Consider the following 18,389-nt stretch of genomic DNA (forward strand, 5'->3'; position numbering starts at 1 on the left):
GCCAAGGGGGGGGCCTTTTGTATCTGGCGCCCAGGCAGCCGCCGCGGGCCGGCAAAAAAACAGGGCCGGCAGTCCCCCGACTACCGGCCCCTCTGCTTCCCCACGATGCGCTTGGACCGGCCCCTGTTCCAATTCCGGTCCGTTACGCACAAGGCGCATGCCATCCTGGGTGCTATTGGGTTATCTGCAGAAAACGTGCCAACTTGAGGGTGGATTTCATGGCCCCCGACGAATGGCGCTAAAATCGCCACCCGCGCCCTGCCTCCAGGGCTGATCCGGGCCGCCCGGCCCCGTCCCGAGTTTCTCCGCCATGACTGACACCTTCTACCGCTACGACGTGATCGTCATCGGCGGCGGCCACGCCGGCACCGAGGCCGCGCTGGCGGCCGCGCGCAGCGGTGCGCGCACCCTGCTGCTGACCCACAACGTGGAAACGATCGGCGCGATGAGCTGCAACCCGGCGATCGGCGGCATCGGCAAGGGCCATCTGGTCAAGGAGATCGATGCCCTGGGCGGCGCGATGGCGCATGCCGCCGACCGCGCCGGCATCCAGTGGCGCACGCTCAATGCCTCCAAAGGCCCGGCCGTGCGCGCCACGCGCTGCCAGGCCGACCGCAATCTGTACCGGATGGCGATCCGCCAGATCGTCGAAGCCCAGCCCAACCTGACGGTATTCCAAGCGGCGGTCGATGACCTGATCATCGAAGGCGATGCCGTGCGCGGTGCGATCACCCAGACCGGGCTGCGCTTCAGCGCGGCCGCGGTGGTGCTCACCGCCGGCACCTTCTTGGCGGGCAAGATCCACGTCGGTGAAACGCAGTACGCCGCCGGTCGCATGGGCGACCCGCCGGCGACGACGCTGGCCGCACGCCTGCGCGAGCGCCCGTTCGTGATCGACCGCCTCAAGACCGGCACGCCGCCGCGTATCGATGGCCGCTCGCTGGACTACAGCCTCATGGAAGAACAGCCCGGCGACGATCCGCGCCCGGTGATGTCCTTCCTCGGCAGCGCGGCCGAGCACCCGGCGCAGGTCAGCTGCTGGATCACCCACACCAGCGAGCGCACCCACGAGATCATCCGCAACGCTCTGCACCGCTCGCCGCTGTACAGCGGCCAGATCGAAGGCATCGGCCCGCGCTACTGCCCCTCCATCGAGGACAAGGTGGTGCGTTTCGCGGAAAAGGCCAGCCACCAGATCTTCGTCGAGCCCGAAGGGCTGGATGTGGTCGAAATCTACCCCAACGGCATCTCCACCTCGCTGCCCTTCGATGTGCAGCTGGAACTGGTGCGCAGCATGCGCGGCTTCGAGAACGCGCACATCACCCGCCCCGGCTACGCGATCGAATACGACTTCTTCGATCCGCGCGGGCTGAAGAACACGCTGGAGACCAAGACCGTCAGCGGCTTGTTCTTCGCGGGCCAGATCAACGGCACCACCGGCTATGAAGAAGCCGCCGCGCAGGGCCTGCTGGCCGGGCTCAACGCCGCGCGCTTCACCCGTGACGACGCCGGCTGGTGCCCGCGCCGCGATGAGGCCTACCTGGGTGTCCTGGTCGACGACCTGATCACCCACGGCACCAACGAGCCGTATCGCATGTTCACCAGCCGCGCCGAATACCGGTTGCAGCTGCGCGAGGACAACGCCGATGTGCGCCTGACCGGCCTCGGCCGCGAGCTGGGCCTGGTCGACGAGCGCCGCTGGGCGGCCTTCCAGACCAAGCAGGACGCGGTGACGCAGGAAACCGCACGGCTGCGTGCGCTGTGGGCCACGCCGGGCAATGCGCTGGGCCGCGAAGTGGAGGCCACGCTGGGCGTGGCGGTCAGCCGCGAAACCAATGTGCTGGATCTGATCAAGCGCCCGGAACTGGACTACGCCACGCTCATGCAGGTGCCGTCGCTTGGCCCGGCCGTGGCCGATGCCAAGGTCGCCGAACAGGTCGAGATCGGCGTGAAGTACGCCGGCTACCTGGACCGCCAGCGCGACGAGATCGAACGCCAGCAGCGCCACGAGAACACCGCGATCGCGGCCGATTTCGATTACGCCGGCGTGCGCGGTCTCTCGGCGGAAGTGCAGCAGAAGCTCGAGCGCGTGCGGCCGCAGACCCTCGGCCAGGCCCAGCGGATCCCCGGCATGACCCCGGCGGCGATCTCGCTGCTGCTGGTGCATCTGGAACGCGCGCGCCGCACCCGCGCCGCGTAGTACAGCAACCACCAACGGTCGGCTCTACCCCGCTGGTGTACGCCCTTCAACGGGTGGCGGGCGCCCCCGCGCTATCATCGGGGGCCGGGACAATGCTGCAGGCAGCGTCCCAGCCCCTGCGTTGCCGGAGTTTGCGCATGTCCCCGATCCGCCCCTTCCTCGACAAACTGCCCGTGTTCGGCGAGCGCGTCTACATCGATCCGGCCTGCACGATCATCGGCGATGTAGTGCTGGGCGATGATGTCTCGGTGTGGCCGGGCACGGTGATCCGCGGCGATGTGAACCATGTGCGGATCGGTGCGCGCAGCAACATCCAGGACGGCACCATCATCCACGTCAGCCACCACAGCCCGTTCAACAAGGGCGGCTACCCGACGATCATCGGTGAGGGCGTCACCGTCGGCCACGGCACCATCATCCATGCCTGCACGATCGGCGATTACTGCCTGATCGGCATGGGCGCCTGCATCCTGGATGGCGCGCAGGTAAGCACGCACGGCTTCCTCGGCGCCGGCGCGGTGCTTGGCCCGGGCAAGGTGGTCGGCGAGGGTGAGCTCTGGCTGGGCAACCCGGCACGGCTGGCACGCACGCTCAGCGACAAGGAGATCGAGTCGCTGCATTACTCGGCCGATCACTACGTGCGCCTGAAGGACCAGTACCGGGGTTGATTGCGGCCACCCCGCTGGGCATCGGGATCCGTGCGCGGTAAAGTCCTCAGCCGACCAGGAAGCAGTCGAGAACCGCATGCCCCCGCTGGCAGACCGGAGAGGAATCCGGCGTCCCCTGTGCCCTTCCGTACGATCCACCGTGATGCGCCGCCGATGAGCGCGCCCATGCTGGATACCTACCGGGAGGTCATCACTCCCGAAGGCGTGCCTCTGCACCTGCCCGTGGCCGGGCCGTTGCCGCGTGCGCTGGCGTGGGTGATCGACTTCGTGATCCGGGTCGGCGCACTGATGATGCTGAGCATTCCGCTGGCCTTCCTCGGCGGGTTCGGCCAAGGGCTCTACCTGGGCCTGATGTTCCTGCTGATGTGGGCCTACACCATCGTCCAGGAAGCCTGCTGGGGCCGCACGCTGGGCAAGCGCGCGATGGGCCTGCGCGTGGTGGCGAGCGATGGTGGACCAATCGGCTGGATGAGCGCGATCACCCGCAACCTGCTGCGCACCGTGGACATGCTGCCGTTCGGGTATGCACTGGGACTGCTGTCGAGCCTGTTCGATGCGCATGGCCGCCGCCTTGGCGATCTGGTCGCCGGCACCGTGGTGATCCACCAGGGCGCAGCGCCGCTGGGGGGTACCGTGCCGGTCGGCAGCGTGCTGCCCCCGCCGCAGCCCCTGCAGCCGGCCGAACAGGCCGCCGTGGTCGCCTTCGCCGAGCGCGCGCCGCGGCTGTCGGTCCCGCGCCAGCAGGAGCTGGCCGACATCGCCTCGCCACTCACCGGCAGCCACGGCCAGGTCGGCGTGCTGCGCCTGTATGCGATGGCCAACTGGCTGCTGGGGCGGCGATGAGACAGGCGCAGTTCGTCGCCCGCTACCAGGCCGAATGGCAGGCACTGGAGGAGTGGCTGGCCCAGCGCGGTGAGCGCCCGCGGCAGGCGCGCCGGCAGCCGGCCCACGCGGGTCTGGACGATGGCGATTTCCCGCAGCGCTACCGCCGCCTGTGCCAACAGCTGGCACTGGCGCGACGGCGCGGCTACAGCCCGCAGCTGGTCGCACGCCTGCAGCAGCTGATGCAGCAGGGCCACACCCTGCTCTACCGCACGCCGCGCCCGCAGTGGCGGCGTGCGCTCGCCTTCCTGTTCGCCGATTTTCCGCAGCTGGTGCGCAGCCAGGCGCGCAGCATGTGGGTGGCCGCCGCCTTGTTCGTGGTGCCGCTGGTGGGCAGTTTCGCGCTGATCCTGTGGCGCCCCGAGCTGATCCATCTGCTGATGGACAACGCGCGCATCGCCGAATTCGAACGCATGTACGACCCGGCCTCACCGAACCTGGGCCGCGACAGCGGCACCAACTGGACGATGTTCGGCTACTACATCATGAACAACATCAGCATCGGCCTGCGCACGTTCGCCTTCGGGCTGATTGCCGGCGTGGGCACCGTGTTGGTGATGCTGTTCAACGGCGTCGGCATCGGATCGGTCGCCGGCCATCTGCAGCACATCGGGCATGGCGATCCGTTCTGGCGCTTCGTGGCCGGCCACGGCGCGTTCGAACTGACCGCGATCGTGATCGCCGGCGGGGCGGGCCTGCAGCTGGGCATGAAACTGCTCGCGCCCGGCCGCCGGCGGCGCATCGATGCGCTGGTCGAGGGCGGTGTGATCGGGGCCAAGCTGTGCGTTGGGGTCGCGGCGATGTTGCTGATCGCCGCCTTCATCGAAGCGTTCTGGTCCTCGATCGCGGCGATTCCGGCGTGGGGCAAATACAGCGTAGCTGCCGTGCTGTGGACCACCGTGCTGGTGTGGTTGTGGCGTGGCGGACGTGGGGCAGCCGATGCAGATTGACCGGCTCAACGTCGTCCTGCGCGCACGCTCCGGCTGGGAAGCCATGGAGCTGGGCATGGCCCTGGTGCGCCGGCATGCGGCGGCGATCTGGGCACCGTGGGTGATCGTGTCGCTGCCGGTGTTCGTGCTGCTCAACGCGCTGGCCTGGTGGACCGACAGTTTCGGCTGGGCCTGGTTGGCGATGTGGTGGCTCAAGCCGTTGTTCGAGCGCATCGCGTTGTACGTGATCTCGCGCGGGGTGTTCGGCGATGCATCCACCACCGCGCAGACAGTGCGCGCGCAGCGCACGTGGGGCTGGGAGGGCTTCTGGGGGTATCTGGGCTGGCGGCGCCTGAGTCCGCTGCGATCGGTGCTGCTGCCGGTGAATCTGCTTGAGGGCACCGACGCCGCGCATCGTCGCCAACGTCGGCGCGCCATCGCCGGTGGCGCGATGGGCCATGCCGTACTGCTGACGCTGTTGTGCATGGTCTTCGAGATCGTGCTGGTGGTCGGCGGCATCGCCGCGGTGTTCCTGTTCATCCCGGTGGATCTGCTGTCCGACTCGTGGCGCGCGGCGTGGGAGCTGGCCAAGCAGGACATGCCGGCGTGGATGCAGCTGGGCGTGAACCTGCTGTTCTGGTTGGCCGCCACGCTGATCGGGCCGTTCTATGTCGGTGCCGGCTTCGGCCTGTATCTGGACCGGCGTACGCAGATGGAAGCGTGGGATCTGGAGATCGCCTTCCGGCGCCTGCAGGCACGATTGCAGCGCGCTGCGCCACTGCTGGTGCTGGCCCTTGTGCTGGTCTGGCCCGGCGCGGCACTGCACGCCCAACAGGCACCGGCGCAGTCGAACACCAAGAGTGCGTTGCCGACACCGGCCGATGACGCTCCGCCGCCTGCGCAAGACGCCGATGCGGCTTCGGACGCGGACGCGGATACCGACGGTGGCGAAGACGATGACGCCGATGACCCGCCGCGGACGTACGACAACGATCCGGACAACACGCCCCCGATCATCTTTGGCGCTGAAGCGGTGGATACGGCTGGCTTCCGCCAGGCCGTGCAGCGCGCGTATGAAGACCCGCTGCAGAGTCCGACCCGTGAGGTCACCGAGTGGACGCGCATCGAGAGCGATGCAACCGAGGCGGAGAAGGCGAAACGTGAGGCCGCGGCCAAGGCCAATGGCCAACGCGGCAACAAGGGGCCGCTGTTGCCGGCCCGGATCGCCGAATGGTCGCTGTGGGCGGTGGTCGGGGTCCTGGTGTTGCTGCTGCTGGCCACCGCACCGCGCTGGCTGCCTTGGCTGCGCGGCTCCGGGCAGCGCCGTCGTGCGAAGGCCGCGGCGGTCGTGGAAGAACCGATCCGGATACCGGACGTGGTGCCGCCCGATCCGGCGTCGCGTGCGCGTGCCCTGTGGCAGCAAGGCCGCCCCCGCCAGGCGCTGGCGCTGCTGTACCGCGCCAGTGTGGAATCGATGAGCGAGCGCGCCGGGATCAGCCTGCCCCCCGGTGCCACCGAAGCGCAGTGCCTGCGTGCCTCGCGTCGGATGCCGGTCGAGGCCGACCGCAGCCTGTTCGCGCGCATCGTGCGGGTCTGGCAGTACGCCGCGTATGCCGGCCGACTGCCCAGCGATGATGACTTCGATGCGCTGGCGGCGATTCTGCAGGCCCAGTTCGGGTGGCGCGCGTGAGCGTCCGTCTGCGCTGGCTGCTGATCGTCCTTGGCCTGCTGGTAGTCGGCGTGCCGCTGGCGATCCTGTTCCTGCGTACGCACGAGCGGGTGACCCAGGTCGAGCGGCTGCCGCCACAGGGCGAAGCCAGCTACAACCCGCTGTACGTACTCGGCCAGGCGCTGCGTGCAGAGGGGCTGACCGTGCAGTCGCGCCCACGCCTGGACCTCCCCCGGATGCCGCTGGAACCGGGCGATACCCTGGTGCTGCTGCAGGACAGCGCGGAAGTGCCCGCACCCGCCGTGGCAACGCTGATGGCCTGGGTGGAACGTGGTGGGCACCTGATCGTGCGCACGCCACCGGTGGCCAAGGACACCGCGCGCAATGGCCCGCTGCTGGATGCGCTCGGCGTGGACAGCGCGGACCACCGGAGTGATTGCCAGCCGTTCCACGTGCGCGATGACCCACAGCATGTGGAGTTCTGCACTGGCCGCCGCTTCGCGGTGGAGCCACCCGCGGGCATGGGGCTCGAGCGCGAGTGGGGCAACGCGGCCAATCTGGTCTTCGCCCGCCTGCGCCACGGCCAGGGGCGCATCGATGTGCTGGCCGACATGGCCTTCATGCAGGGCAAGGGCCGGCCCAACCCGATCGCCGCGCCGAACGCTGCCAACGCCCTCGTTGATGGGCTGCACGACAAAGCCCACCGCGATCTCACCCGGTACGTGCTGGCGCCCAACTATGGGAAGGGCACGATGTGGCTGGTCTACGCTTCGCGCCCGCCATCGTTGTGGAACCGCGTGTTCTACCTCGGCTGGCCGGTGTGGGCACCGTTGCTGCTGGCCCTGCTCGGCTGGCTCTGGCAGCGCGCGCAGCGCCTGGGCAGTGAACTGCCCTCGCCTGCCGCGGAACGGCGCTCGCTGCTCGAACACATCCGCGCCAGCGGCGAACACCTGCTGCGCTTCGGCAAGGCACCGCTGTTGTATGACGCGGTCCGCCGCGCGTTCCTGGCGCGTCTGCGGCGGCGTTCGCCGAGTGCGGCCGCACTGAGCGGCGAGGCTCGGGTACACGCCGTCGCCACCCTGCTGCAGTGGTCGCACGAGCGCGTGCAGACCGCCTTGACCCCACCCGCCTCCCACGACGTCGCCGGCCTGCGCGACCGCATCCGCCTGCTGATCCAGATGAGAAACCTGCTATGACCGAGCCGACGCTTCCGCCGCCGCTGTCCCCTCCCGTCGTGACGCCATCGCCGGCGCCGTTGTCCGAGCGCGTCGATGCCGTGCGCGAGGCCGTGGGCCGCGCCTTCATCGGCCAGCCCGAGGTCCTCGACCAGATCCTGATCGCGCTGCTGGCCGGCGGCCACGTGCTGATTGAAGGCGTGCCCGGGCTGGGCAAGACCCTGCTGGTGCGCGCGCTCGCCCAGGCGCTGGAGCTGGATTACGGCCGCGTGCAGTTCACCCCGGACCTGATGCCCAGCGATGTCAGCGGCCATGCGGTGTACGACCCGAAGACGGAGAGCTTCAAGATCCGCCGCGGCCCGGTGTTCACCAACCTGCTGCTCGCCGATGAAATCAATCGCGCCCCGGCCAAGACCCAGTCGGCTCTGCTGGAAGTGATGCAGGAAGGCCAGGTGACCATCGAGGGCAAGGCGTTCGCGCTGACCCCGCCGTTCCTGACCCTGGCCACGCAGAACCCGGTCGAGCAGGAAGGCACCTACCCGCTGCCCGAAGCGCAGCTGGACCGTTTCCTGCTGAAGGTGCTGATCGATTACCCGACGCTGGACGATGAGAAGCGCATGGTCGATGCGATCACAACCGGCCGCAGCGCTGCCGATTTCGATCTGTCGCAGGTGCCACGCGTGCTGAACGCGGCCGAGGTGGTCGCATTGCAGCAGGCGACCGCGGCAATCACGGTCGACCCGGAAGTGATCGACTACGCGGTACGGATCGTCGCCGCCACGCGGCAATGGCCGGGTATCGCGCTGGGTGCCGGCCCGCGCGGGAGCATCGCGCTGGTGCGTGCGGCGCGTGCGCAGGCCGTGCTGTCCGGTCGTGATTTCGTCACCCCCGATGACGTGCGCGATATCGCCAAGCCCGCCCTGCGCCACCGTATCGCCCTGGCGCCGGAACTGCAGATCGAAGGACAGAGCGCCGACGATGCGCTGACCGCGCTGCTGGCCAAGGTGGACGCACCGCGCAAATGAGTGGGTGCGTCCTCCATCGCGAGCGACCGGCATGAGGCCGGGCGCACTACTGCTGGCATTGCTGGCCGGCTGGGGCCTGCTCGGCGTGCCGGTGGTGATCGGCGCATGGCCGCACGCGGTCTGGTGGGCGATCGGTGGTGGCGTGGCGCTGATTGCGCTGGTGGACCTGCTGCGCCTGCGTCGCCAACCCTCGCCGAGTGTGCACCGCGAGCTGCCAGAGTCGCTGGCACTGAATGTCGAACGTGAGGCGACGCTGCGGCTGGAATCGAGCCGGCACCAGCGCGTGGACGTGTTCGATCTGGTGCCCGGTGGCTGGAGCCTGCAGGGCCTGCCGCGGTCACTGGCGCTCAAGCCGATGGTGACCAGCAGTGTGGCGTACCGGCTGACCCCGACCGCGCGTGGCCGCTTCGTATTCGACGGCGTGCACCTGCGCATGCACAGCGCCTGGCGGCTGTGGCATCAGCGGCGGCAACTGCCGCCGGCGATGACGGTGCGCGTCTACCCCAACTTCGCCCCGCTGACGCGCTTTGCGCTGTTCAGTGCCGAACAGGCCTCGCGTCTGGTCGGCGCGCACCTCAAGCGCCGCCGCGGCGAAGGCACCGATTTCCACCAGATGCGCGAGTACCGCGTGGGCGACAGTCTGCGCCAGATCGACTGGAAGGCGACGGCGCGTGCGCGCAAGCTGATCTCGCGCGAGTACCAGGACGAGAAGAACCAGCAACTGGTGCTGATGATCGACACCGGCCGGCGCATGATGGCCAGCGAAGGCGGGCTGTCGCACTTCGATCATGTGCTCAATGCGGCGCTGGTGGTGTCCTACCTCGCGCTGCGCCAAGGCGACGGTGCGGGCCTCTTCGCAGCCGGGGGCGAGAGCCGCTGGGTCGCGCCGAAACGCGGCATGGGCACCATCGATACCCTGCTGCGCGCCAGCTACGATCTGCAGGCGCAGCCGGTCGCCACCGATTACCTCGCCGCGGCCACCGAACTGTCACTGCGTCAGCGCCGCCGCTCGCTGGTGATGCTGGTCACCAACGTGCGCGATGAGGACATCGAAGACCTGCTTGCGGCGGTGCGCCTGCTGCAACGCCAGCACCTGGTGTGCGTGGCCAGCCTGCGCGAACGCGCGCTGGATGATGCGCTGGCCCAGCCGGTGGAGACCCTGCAGGACGCTGCCCAGGCCGGTGCGATCGCGCGTTACCTGCAGCAGCGCAGCGACGCACATGACGCGCTGCGCAGCCACCGGGTGATGGTGCTGGATGTCACCGCCGAAGCACTGCCCGGGGCGCTGGTGGAGCGCTATCTGGCAGTCAAGCGGGATGGGTTGTTGTAACGATCAGAGATAGATACGCGTCGGTGCTTCGTCGATGATCGCGTGCGGTACGAAGCGGGCGCTGTCGCGGGTGATCCGGCTGTTGTCTTCGCGGATACCCATGCCACAGGCCTGATCACCTACCACCCAGCTGCCGATCAGCGGATAACCGCCATCGAACGCGGTAAGCGGATGCGCGGCCTGGCGGATCGCCGGGCCGGTGTACGGGCCTTCGCTTTCCTGCCAACTGCCATCGGCCAGGTGCATGGCCACATTGGCGCCCTCGCGTGAGAACAACGGCTTGCGCACCCAGCCGCGCGGCAGCTCGCTGCCATCGTCGAACTCGGCAGCGAGCAGGTTCGGGTGGCCACGGTGACGCTGCCACAGCAGCGGCAGCACGCCCTTGTTGCTGAGGATCGCCTTCCACGCCGGTTCCAGCAGCTGCACGCCGGAGGCGGGCAGCGCCTGGCCGAACGACTCGGTCATCAGGTCTTCCAGCGGATACAGCTTGAACAGGCTGCCGATCACGGTGTCGTCGAGCGCGGTGAAGCGCCCGTCCTCGGACAGGCCGATATCCTCGATCGCGATCGCGTCGCCACGCAGGCCTGCCTGGGCCGCACAGTCGCGCAGGTAGGCGACGGTGCCCTGGTCTTCTTCCGAGGCACCGACCGCGCTGAAATACAGCGGCGGCGGCAACTGGGCGGCCAGCTCACCGAAGCGTTCGACCAGCGCCTCATGGATCGCATTGAACTGATCGGCATGCGGCGGGAGCCGGTTCTGGTTGCGCTGGTCTTCCAGCCACTGCCACTGGAAGAACGAGGCCTCGAACAGCGAGGTGGGCGTGTCGTAATTCAGCTCGTAGAGTTTGGCCGGGCCGGTGCCGTCGTAGGCGAAATCCAGCCGCCCATACAGGTGCGGCTCGCGGCGGCGCCAGCTGTCAGCGATCCAGTCGCGGAACTGCGGCGGGATCGCCAGCTGGTCCATCAACTGCTGGCTGCCCACCACCTCGTCCACCAGATCCATCGCCATCGCATGCAGCTCGGCGCTGGGATCTTCGATGTCCTGTTCGATCTGGCGCAGGGTGAAGGCGTAGTACGCGGTTTCATCCCAGTACGGCAGGCCATCGATGGTGTGGAAACGGAACCCGGATTCTTCGGCCCGAGCGCGCCATTGGCTGCGCTCGGCGATACGCACGCGCTGCATCGATCAGCCGCCGACGCTGCTGCGGTTGCTGCTGGTGTTGCCGAAGCCGCCGCGGCTGGCGGTGACCGCCCGGTTCGGGGTGGCGTTGACCGGCGCCAGGCCGGCCTTGCCAGCGCCGATGCCGCTGGCCGTGTTCATGCCACCGGTGGACGGACCCGGGCGTGCCCAGCCCTTGGCCTTGTCCTGGTAAGCCGGGCTCGCTGCCGGCTGCTGGGCCAGGCCTGCGCCGCCACGGTTGCTCAGCATCTGCGACATGAAGAAGCCCATCATCATCGGGCCGATGAACGAATGGCCGGTGGAGGTCTTCTGTTCCACGCACTGCTCGGCGTTGTATTCGGCCTCACAGGCTTCACGCGTGGCGTACTTGGGGGCCGCATCGGCCGACTGCTTCTGCGCTTCGGCAAACGCGGTGCGGCAGCTGGACGGATCGCCGGTGGCTTCGGTGCAGGCCTGTACCGAGGTGTAGAGCCCTTCCTGCACCTGCACGGCCTCGTTCTTCTGGCAGGCGGTGAACAGCAGCGGCGCAGCGCTCATCAACAGCAGCGCAGTGGTCCTGGAACGTTTCATGGCGTCATGCCCCCTAGTACGGTTATCTCCCCAATCATGCCTGATCGGGGCGAACAACCAAAACCGGCAAAGTCCAAAACATGAACAGCGTTTCAGCATTCGCTCTGGGCGGGGCCGCGGCAGCGGCGAAGGTGGTTGCAAACGCAACCGGAATTTTTCGGCAGAATCGAGCTGAAACGCGCCCCCACGGCCCGCCAGATCCTGCCAGCCACCATGCCTGAATACCGCTCCCGCACCTCCACCGCCGGCCGCAACATGGCCGGCGCACGCGCCCTGTGGCGCGCCACCGGCATGACCGACGGCGACTTCCACAAGCCGATCATCGCCGTCGCCAACTCGTTCACCCAGTTCGTGCCCGGCCACGTGCACCTCAAGGACCTGGGCCAGCTCGTGGCGCGCGAGATCGAGCAGGTCGGCGGCGTGGCGAAGGAGTTCAACACCATCGCGGTGGATGACGGGATCGCCATGGGCCACGACGGCATGCTGTATTCGCTGCCCAGCCGGGAGATCATCGCCGACTCGGTGGAGTACATGGTCAACGCGCACTGCGCCGACGCCCTGGTGTGCATCTCCAACTGCGACAAGATCACGCCCGGCATGCTGATGGCCGCGCTGCGCCTTAACATCCCGGTGGTGTTCGTCTCCGGTGGGCCGATGGAAGCCGGCAAGACGCGCCTGTCCGAGCACAAGCTGGACCTGGTCGATGCGATGGTGATCGCCGCCGATGAAAGCGCCAGCGACGAGAAGGTCGCCGAGTACGAGCGCAGCGCGTGCCCCACCTGCGGCTCGTGCTCGGGCATGTTTACCGCCAACTCGATGAACTGCCTGACCGAAGCACTGGGTTTGTCGCTGCCCGGCAATGGCTCCACCCTGGCCACCCACGCCGACCGCGAGCAGCTGTTCCGCCGCGCCGGGCGACTGATCGTGGAGCTGTGCCATCGCTGGTATGGCGGCGAAGAAGCCGGTGCATTGCCACGCGGCATCGCCACCCGCGAAGCGTTCGAGAACGCGATGACGCTGGATATCGCCATGGGCGGCTCGACCAACACCATCCTGCACCTGCTGGCCGCCGCGCAGGAGGCGGAGGTGGACTTCGATCTGCATGCCATCGACGAACTCTCGCGGCGTGTGCCGCAGCTGTGCAAGGTCGCCCCGAACACGCCGAAGTACCACATGGAGGACGTGCATCGCGCTGGCGGGGTGTTCGGCATCCTCGGCGAACTCGCGCGCGGTGGCCTGCTGCATACCCACGTGCCGACCGTGCACAGCCGCACCCTGGCCGAGGCGATCGCACGCTGGGATGTCGCGGTGAGCACCGATGAAAACGTCCACGATTTCTTCCGCGCAGGGCCCGCCGGCATCCCCACCCAGGTCGCTTTCAGCCAGGCCACGCGCTGGCCGACGCTGGATGTGGACCGTGCCGAGGGCTGTATCCGCGCCGTCGCGCACGCCTATTCGGCCGAAGGCGGGTTGGCGGTGCTGCGTGGCAATCTCGCCATCGATGGCTGCGTGGTGAAGACCGCCGGCGTCGATGAATCCATCCACGTGTTCGAAGGCAACGCGCGTGTGTTCGAGAGCCAGGACGCCGCCGTAGCCGGCATCCTCGCCGATGAAGTGGTGGCCGGCGATGTGGTGGTGATCCGCTACGAAGGCCCGCGCGGTGGCCCAGGCATGCAGGAAATGCTGTACCCGACCAGCTATCTGAAATCCAAGGGGCTGGGCAAGCAATGCGCCCTGCTGACCGACGGACGTTTCTCCGGCGGCACCTCGGGCCTGTCGATCGGGCATGCCTCGCCGGAAGCGGCCTCGGGCGGCACCATTGGCCTCGTTCGCAACGGCGACCGCATCCGCATCGACATTCCCGCACGGCGCATCGATCTGCTGCTGGATGACGCCGCGCTGGCCGCGCGCCGCGCCGAACAGGACGCGCTCGGCTGGAAGCCGCGCGAGGCACGCCCGCGCAAGGTCACCGGTGCGCTGAAGGCGTATGCGTTGCTGGCCACCAGTGCCGACAAGGGTGCGGTGCGCGACCTGGCGAAGCTGGAGGACTGACGGCGCCAGCGCGGCCTCCCGGCTTGACCTGAGTGCAGCATGGGCAAACACTCCGCTCAGACCTCTGCACAAGGATGTGACGATGCACGGCACGCGTTCCCTGCTGATACTGGCCTTGTCGGCCGTCGCATGTCCGGCCTTCGCCGACGAATGCACCGTGGATCGCGCCGCGATGCTGGCGCTGACCCCGGAGCAGTTTGATCAGGATCTGGAAGGCGGCTGGCGACCGATGGCGGAGAAGGCCGAATGCCAGCTCGCCGCTGCCGATCTCATCGCGGCCTACCGTGCGCAGCCCAAGGCCGCCGGCAACAGCACGATGATCTGGCATGAAGCGCAGCTGCGCGCGGAGGCTGGGCAGGATGCGCGGGCGGTGGCACTCATGCGCCAGACCTATAAACCCGCACCCGATGCCGGTGGCTGGAATCCGTATGTGGATGCCAGCATCGCCCTCATCGAGAAGGACCGGCCGGCCCTGGCCGCCGCCCGCGCGGCGCTGGCAGCCGTGCCTGTGCCGCGGGAGGCCAACGTCAAGGACGGATTTTTCAGTTTCACGATGCCGAGCGGCGAGGTGATGCAGGTCGCCTGGCCGCCCAATCTCGATGTGGTCGATGCGTTTGTCCGGTGCTTCGGCCAGAGCTACCGGCAGGCCTACTCCAATCAGGCCTGCCGTCATCCCGACACCTCGGCCGCGCCACAAGCAAGCCCCCCCTGACCGAGCTGCCAGGAAGTATTCGGCGCTACCCGATCACCCGCTTGAACGGCGGCAGTGAATCGATGATGCGTTTGCCGTAGCGACGGGTCAGCAGCCGCGAGTCGAGGATGATCACGCGGCCGGTATCGGTGGAGGTGCGGATCAACCGGCCGGAGAACTGGGTCAGCGTGCGCAGGGCGTGCGGGATCGCGATCAGGTTGAAGGCGTTCAGGCCACGGCTTTCGAACCACTCGCTCAGCGTCGAGGTCTGCGGGTCGGTCGGCACCGCGAACGGCACCTGGGTGATCACCACCGTGGTGCAGGCTTCGCCGGGCAGATCGAGGCCCTCGCCGAAGGAATTGAGCCCGAACAATACCGAGCCCTCCCCGGCCGAGGTGCGCCGCAGGTGCTCGTCGATCATCTTCTGCTTGGCCGTTTCGCCCTGCACCAGCACCTGTTTGCGCTGCGCGGCCGGCATCAGTTCGGCCACCTTTTCCATCTTCCAGCGCGAGGTGAACAGCACGATGCTGCCCTTGTCCCAGTCCAGCTCCTTGACCAGGTACTTGGCGATCTCCTTGGGGTGACCTTCCTTGTCATCCGGGGTCACCGGAAACACCGGCACGATCAGCTGGGCCTGGTTGGGCAGATCGAACGGGGAGGCGAGCGAGACCATCTCGGCCTCGGCCGGAATGCCGTTGTCGATCGCCAGCGCCTGGAAATCGCCGCCGCCGGTGAGCGTGGCCGAGGTCATCACCACCGAGTCCACTTCATCCCAGAGCAGCTTGCGCAGCACGTTCGCGGCTGACACCGGCGAGCCATGCAGGACCAGGTCGCCATCGCGCGAGAGGGTGATCCAGCGCGCGGTCGGCGGCTGGCCCTCCTTGTCTTCGCGGCGCCAGCCGGTCCACAGGTTGTGCTGCTGCTCGATCATCTCCAGCGCCATGCCGAGGTTGCGCTGCAGGCGTTCGCGCGCGGCATCCTCGGGCTTGCCTTTGGCCACCTGGGTCAGCGCGGCATGCGCCCAGTTGAACAGCGCGCGGGTGTCGTCGGCGATGGCCTCGATCTCCGGCATCCAGATCTCCGGCAGGCGACCGTTCGGGGCGCGCCACATCGGCTCCTGGGCGGAGGGGTCCGGCCGCCAGCTGCGGTCGATCACGTCGCGGAAGGCCTTGAGCTGCTTGCTGACCTTGGCGGCGGCCTCGATGGCCTCGTTGGGCAGCAGGTTGCCCAGCTTGTCCTTGTCCACCGCGCGGTAGGAGGCAGCGATCAGCACCTGCAGGCGGCCGGTACGCTTGGCCATCTCGTCCAGCGCGAGGCTGGCCGCGCCTTGGTCGATGGCGACGTTGCCGATGTGATGGCCTTCGTCGAGGACCAGCAGCATGTCCGACGGCGGGGCGATCAGCGGCTGGCCGTTGTCGCTCTCCCCGATCGACAGCGCCGACAACAGCAGCGCGTGATTGGTCACCACGATCTGCGCCTCGCGCACGGTGTTGCGCGAGCGCAGCACCGCGCACTGCGCCGAGTAGGCGCACTTGCGCCCGGCGCAGCCCGAGGCCGGCGTGGTGATGCGCGAGCGCAGGGTGTTGCTGATCGTTTCCGGCGCGTTGTCCAGGTCACCGTTCCAGCGGCCTTCGAGGAAGGCCTTGCTCAACGACTGCGCCAGGTCCATCTCGATCGGCGCCAACGGCCGGTCGAACAACGGCTGTTCGTCGTCGAACATGCCTTCCTGTGCGCCGTCGCCATGCGCTTCGGCCGCGTTGCGGGTGCACAGATAGCGGGTGCGGCCCTTGGCCAGTGCCACGGTGGCTTCGATGCCGGTGGCCTTGAGGAAATTGGGGATGTCGCGCTCGACCAGCTGCGACTGCAGCGCCACGGTGCCGGTGCTGATCACCAGTTTCTTCTTGGTCGCCAGCGCGATCGGCACGCCGGCGGTCAGGTAGCCCAGCGACTTGCCGACGCCGGTCGGCGCCTCGACCACGCCGACGCCGCCACTGTGCGAGAGCGCACGCGACACCACGCCGATCATCTGGCTCTGCGAGCGCCGGGTGCTGAAGCCGGGCGTATTGGCCTGCAGCTTGGCGTAGGCATCGCGGATGCCGGCCTTGAGCGCGTCGTTCAGGGCGCGGGGGGCTTCAACTTTTTCGGTCACGCCGGGGGACTGCCTGACTGGATCACGGCCCCCATTTTCTCACGACCCGGGGGCCGTGACCGGCGCCATTTTCCGCGCCGGTTCATATCCGTGACGCGGCCCACGTCAACACTGTGGGCCACGACAGGCGGCTGCACCCGCTCAGCGTGGCGGCAGCGGCGCAGCGGGTGGAACGGCGCGGCCGCGCAGCGCGCGGGTCATCGCCCAGACCAGCAGCACCAGCGCGAGGGCCTCGAACAGATTGAGTGCGAAGTGGCCGGCACCGAGCAGCTTGGACATCAGCTGCAGGTTCTCGTAGTTGCCCTGCTGCACCATCCACATCGGCACCAGGTTCAGCACCAGGCCGGCCAGGGTGGTCAGCGCCATCACGCCCAGTGCGCCCAGGGCCACGCTGCGGATCGCGCCGCGCGGGGTATCCACCACCCAGACCACGGCGATCGCCAGCGCGATCAGCACCGGCAGGCGCACCCCCACCATGGTCAGCATCGAGATCAGTAGATCCATGTCCACCGGCTCAGTCCTCGCCGGCCAGCGGCGCCAGCTGGGTCCGCAGCGCGGTATAGACGGCATCGGTCTGCGGGCGCACGGCGTGCCACTGCAGGAAGCTCTCCGCCGCCTGTTCGACCAGCATGCCCAGGCCATCAACGATGTTGCGGCAACTGGCCGAGCGCGCCCAGGCGGTGAAGGCAATCGCAGCCTCGCCGTAATTGAGGTCCACCGCGGTGGTCATGCTGTTGACCAGCGACAGCGGCAGCTTGAACTCCGCGGCGCGGTCGCGGCCGGCCGAGGTGGCATTGATGATCAGCTCGAAATCGCCCAGCTCGCGGATGTCTTCCCAGTAGCGGGTGATGGCGCGGCCCGGCTCACCCATCGCATCGATCAGCGCGTCGGCGCGCTCCGGGGTGCGGTTGACCACCACCAGCTCCAGGATGCCGGCATCCAGCAGGGCCGGGGCCACGCTGCGGGCCGAGCCACCGGCGCCGATCAGCAGGGTGCGGCGGCCACGCAGGTCCAGGCCGTGGCGGTCGGTGAGATCCCGGACCAGGCCGATGCCATCGGTGGTATCGCCATGCCAGCGGTCGCCCTTGCGCAGCAGCGTGTTGACCGCACCGGCGCGGCGCGCGCGCGAGGTCAGCGTGGTGCACAGCGCGAAGGTGGCTTCTTTGTGTGGCGCGGTGATGTTGGCGCCCACGCCACCCTCGGCGGCAAAAGCTTCCAAGGCCGCCAGGAACTCGCCCGGCGATGCCTCGATCGCGCGGTAGTCCAGCGCCAGGCCTTCCTGCCGGCCGAACGTGGCATGGATGTGCGGCGACTGCGAATGCGCGATGGGCTGGCCGAATACGGCGTAACGGTCGGTCATGGGTTGTCCTGCTCCGGGCCTAGAATGGAACGCAAACCCCAACGGACGCGATGATGCGCATTCCATTGTCTCTGCTCGCGCTGAGCGCCAGTTTACTCTGCACACCCGCCGCGATGGCGCTTTCCGAATTCGGCATCGAGGGCATGGGCGTGGTCTCGACCAAGGCCAACGAAGCCCAGGCCACGATCGCGCCGGACGGCCAGCGCATCGTGTGGGCCAGCGACCGCGCCGGCGGACACGGGGGTTGGGACCTGTGGCAGGCGGTGCTGCGCGAGGGGCGCTGGCAGGACCCTGCCCCGCTCGCGCTCAACAGCGCCAACGACGAGCGCGACCCGTACTTCAGCCACGATGGCCGCTGGCTGTACTTCGCCTCCAACCGCAGCGGCGGCCAGGGCGGCTTCGATCTATACCGTGCCCCGGTGACCGCCGACGGCACCCTCGGGACCGTGCAGGCCCTGCCGGCGCTCAACACCCGCGCCGACGAACGTGCACCGGCGCGGGGGCCGGATG

Annotated in this window: 16 protein-coding genes; 11 read left to right on the plus strand and 5 right to left on the minus strand. The window is 68.4% G+C overall.

All coding sequences use genetic code 11. The features are described from left to right. Positions 1-310: 310 nt before the first annotated feature. The 8 genes from mnmG to ACE026_RS11030 all read left to right on the plus strand — a co-directional run bounded on the left by mnmG (position 311) and on the right by ACE026_RS11030 (position 9,878). A complete protein-coding gene (mnmG, locus tag ACE026_RS10995; RefSeq protein ID WP_486039026.1) occupies positions 311-2,200 on the plus strand; it encodes a tRNA uridine-5-carboxymethylaminomethyl(34) synthesis enzyme MnmG in 1,890 nt (629 codons plus the stop codon). Between the two features lie 137 nt (positions 2,201-2,337). Further along, positions 2,338-2,868, plus strand: a complete 531-nt coding sequence (locus ACE026_RS11000; protein ID WP_486039027.1) for a gamma carbonic anhydrase family protein — start codon at positions 2,338-2,340, stop codon at positions 2,866-2,868. 153 nt (positions 2,869-3,021) lie between these two features. Further along, a complete protein-coding gene (locus ACE026_RS11005; RefSeq protein WP_486039028.1) occupies positions 3,022-3,711 on the plus strand; it encodes an RDD family protein in 690 nt (229 codons plus the stop codon). Then, positions 3,708-4,700 carry a stage II sporulation protein M gene (locus ACE026_RS11010; RefSeq protein ID WP_486039029.1) on the plus strand — a complete coding sequence of 331 codons (993 nt, stop codon included), beginning with the start codon at positions 3,708-3,710 and terminating at the stop codon, positions 4,698-4,700. Before ACE026_RS11005 ends, ACE026_RS11010 begins: the two co-directional genes overlap by 4 nt. Next, positions 4,690-6,369 (plus strand): DUF4129 domain-containing protein, encoded by a 1,680-nt coding sequence (locus tag ACE026_RS11015; protein ID WP_486039030.1) that lies wholly within the window; start codon positions 4,690-4,692, stop codon positions 6,367-6,369. Before ACE026_RS11010 ends, ACE026_RS11015 begins: the two co-directional genes overlap by 11 nt. Continuing rightward, positions 6,366-7,544: a DUF4350 domain-containing protein gene (locus ACE026_RS11020; protein WP_486039031.1), complete on the plus strand. Its 1,179-nt coding sequence runs from the start codon at positions 6,366-6,368 to the stop codon at positions 7,542-7,544. Before ACE026_RS11015 ends, ACE026_RS11020 begins: the two co-directional genes overlap by 4 nt. Next, on the plus strand, positions 7,541-8,548 hold the full coding sequence (locus ACE026_RS11025) for an AAA family ATPase (RefSeq protein ID WP_486039032.1): 1,008 nt from the start codon (positions 7,541-7,543) through the stop codon (positions 8,546-8,548). The genes ACE026_RS11020 and ACE026_RS11025 overlap by 4 nt, the downstream gene beginning before the upstream one ends. Before the next feature lie 31 nt (positions 8,549-8,579). Continuing rightward, complete coding sequence (locus ACE026_RS11030) at positions 8,580-9,878, plus strand: DUF58 domain-containing protein (RefSeq protein ID WP_486039033.1); 1,299 nt, start codon at positions 8,580-8,582, stop codon at positions 9,876-9,878. Between the two features lie 3 nt (positions 9,879-9,881). Here the strand turns inward: ACE026_RS11030 and ACE026_RS11035 are convergent, their stop codons facing one another. Together ACE026_RS11035 and ACE026_RS11040 are read right to left on the minus strand one after the other, a co-directional pair. Continuing rightward, positions 9,882-11,060, minus strand: coding sequence for a glutathionylspermidine synthase family protein (locus tag ACE026_RS11035; RefSeq protein WP_486039034.1), 1,179 nt, complete (start codon positions 11,058-11,060; stop codon positions 9,882-9,884). A gap of 3 nt (positions 11,061-11,063) precedes the next feature. Then, on the minus strand, positions 11,064-11,627 hold the full coding sequence (locus ACE026_RS11040; RefSeq protein ID WP_259262015.1) for a DUF1190 domain-containing protein: 564 nt from the start codon (positions 11,625-11,627) through the stop codon (positions 11,064-11,066). Between the two features lie 213 nt (positions 11,628-11,840). On the opposite strand from ACE026_RS11040, the gene ilvD reads away from it, so the two are divergent. Both ilvD and ACE026_RS11050 read left to right on the plus strand, forming a co-directional pair. Beyond that, the gene (ilvD, locus tag ACE026_RS11045) at positions 11,841-13,679 is read left to right on the plus strand and encodes a dihydroxy-acid dehydratase (RefSeq protein ID WP_486039035.1); all 1,839 of its coding nucleotides are present in this window, start codon (positions 11,841-11,843) and stop codon (positions 13,677-13,679) included. Between the two features lie 82 nt (positions 13,680-13,761). Then, positions 13,762-14,391, plus strand: coding sequence for a hypothetical protein (locus tag ACE026_RS11050; RefSeq protein ID WP_486039142.1), 630 nt, complete (start codon positions 13,762-13,764; stop codon positions 14,389-14,391). A gap of 25 nt (positions 14,392-14,416) precedes the next feature. Here ACE026_RS11050 and dinG read toward each other — a convergent pair whose 3' ends face one another. The 3 genes from dinG to aroE form a co-directional block, all read right to left on the minus strand. Next, positions 14,417-16,519 carry an ATP-dependent DNA helicase DinG gene (dinG, locus tag ACE026_RS11055; protein ID WP_486039036.1) on the minus strand — a complete coding sequence of 701 codons (2,103 nt, stop codon included), beginning with the start codon at positions 16,517-16,519 and terminating at the stop codon, positions 14,417-14,419. 141 nt (positions 16,520-16,660) lie between these two features. Further along, positions 16,661-17,023, minus strand: coding sequence for a hypothetical protein (locus tag ACE026_RS11060; protein WP_123729883.1), 363 nt, complete (start codon positions 17,021-17,023; stop codon positions 16,661-16,663). A gap of 10 nt (positions 17,024-17,033) precedes the next feature. Beyond that, a complete protein-coding gene (gene aroE, locus ACE026_RS11065) occupies positions 17,034-17,879 on the minus strand; it encodes a shikimate dehydrogenase (protein ID WP_486039037.1) in 846 nt (281 codons plus the stop codon). 53 nt (positions 17,880-17,932) lie between these two features. Between aroE and ACE026_RS11070 the strand changes: the two genes are divergently transcribed. Further along, the coding region (locus ACE026_RS11070; protein WP_486039038.1) for a TolB family protein at positions 17,933-18,389 on the plus strand (457 nt) is incomplete at its 3' end.

This window comes from Stenotrophomonas sp. AGC87, assembly GCF_057333975.1.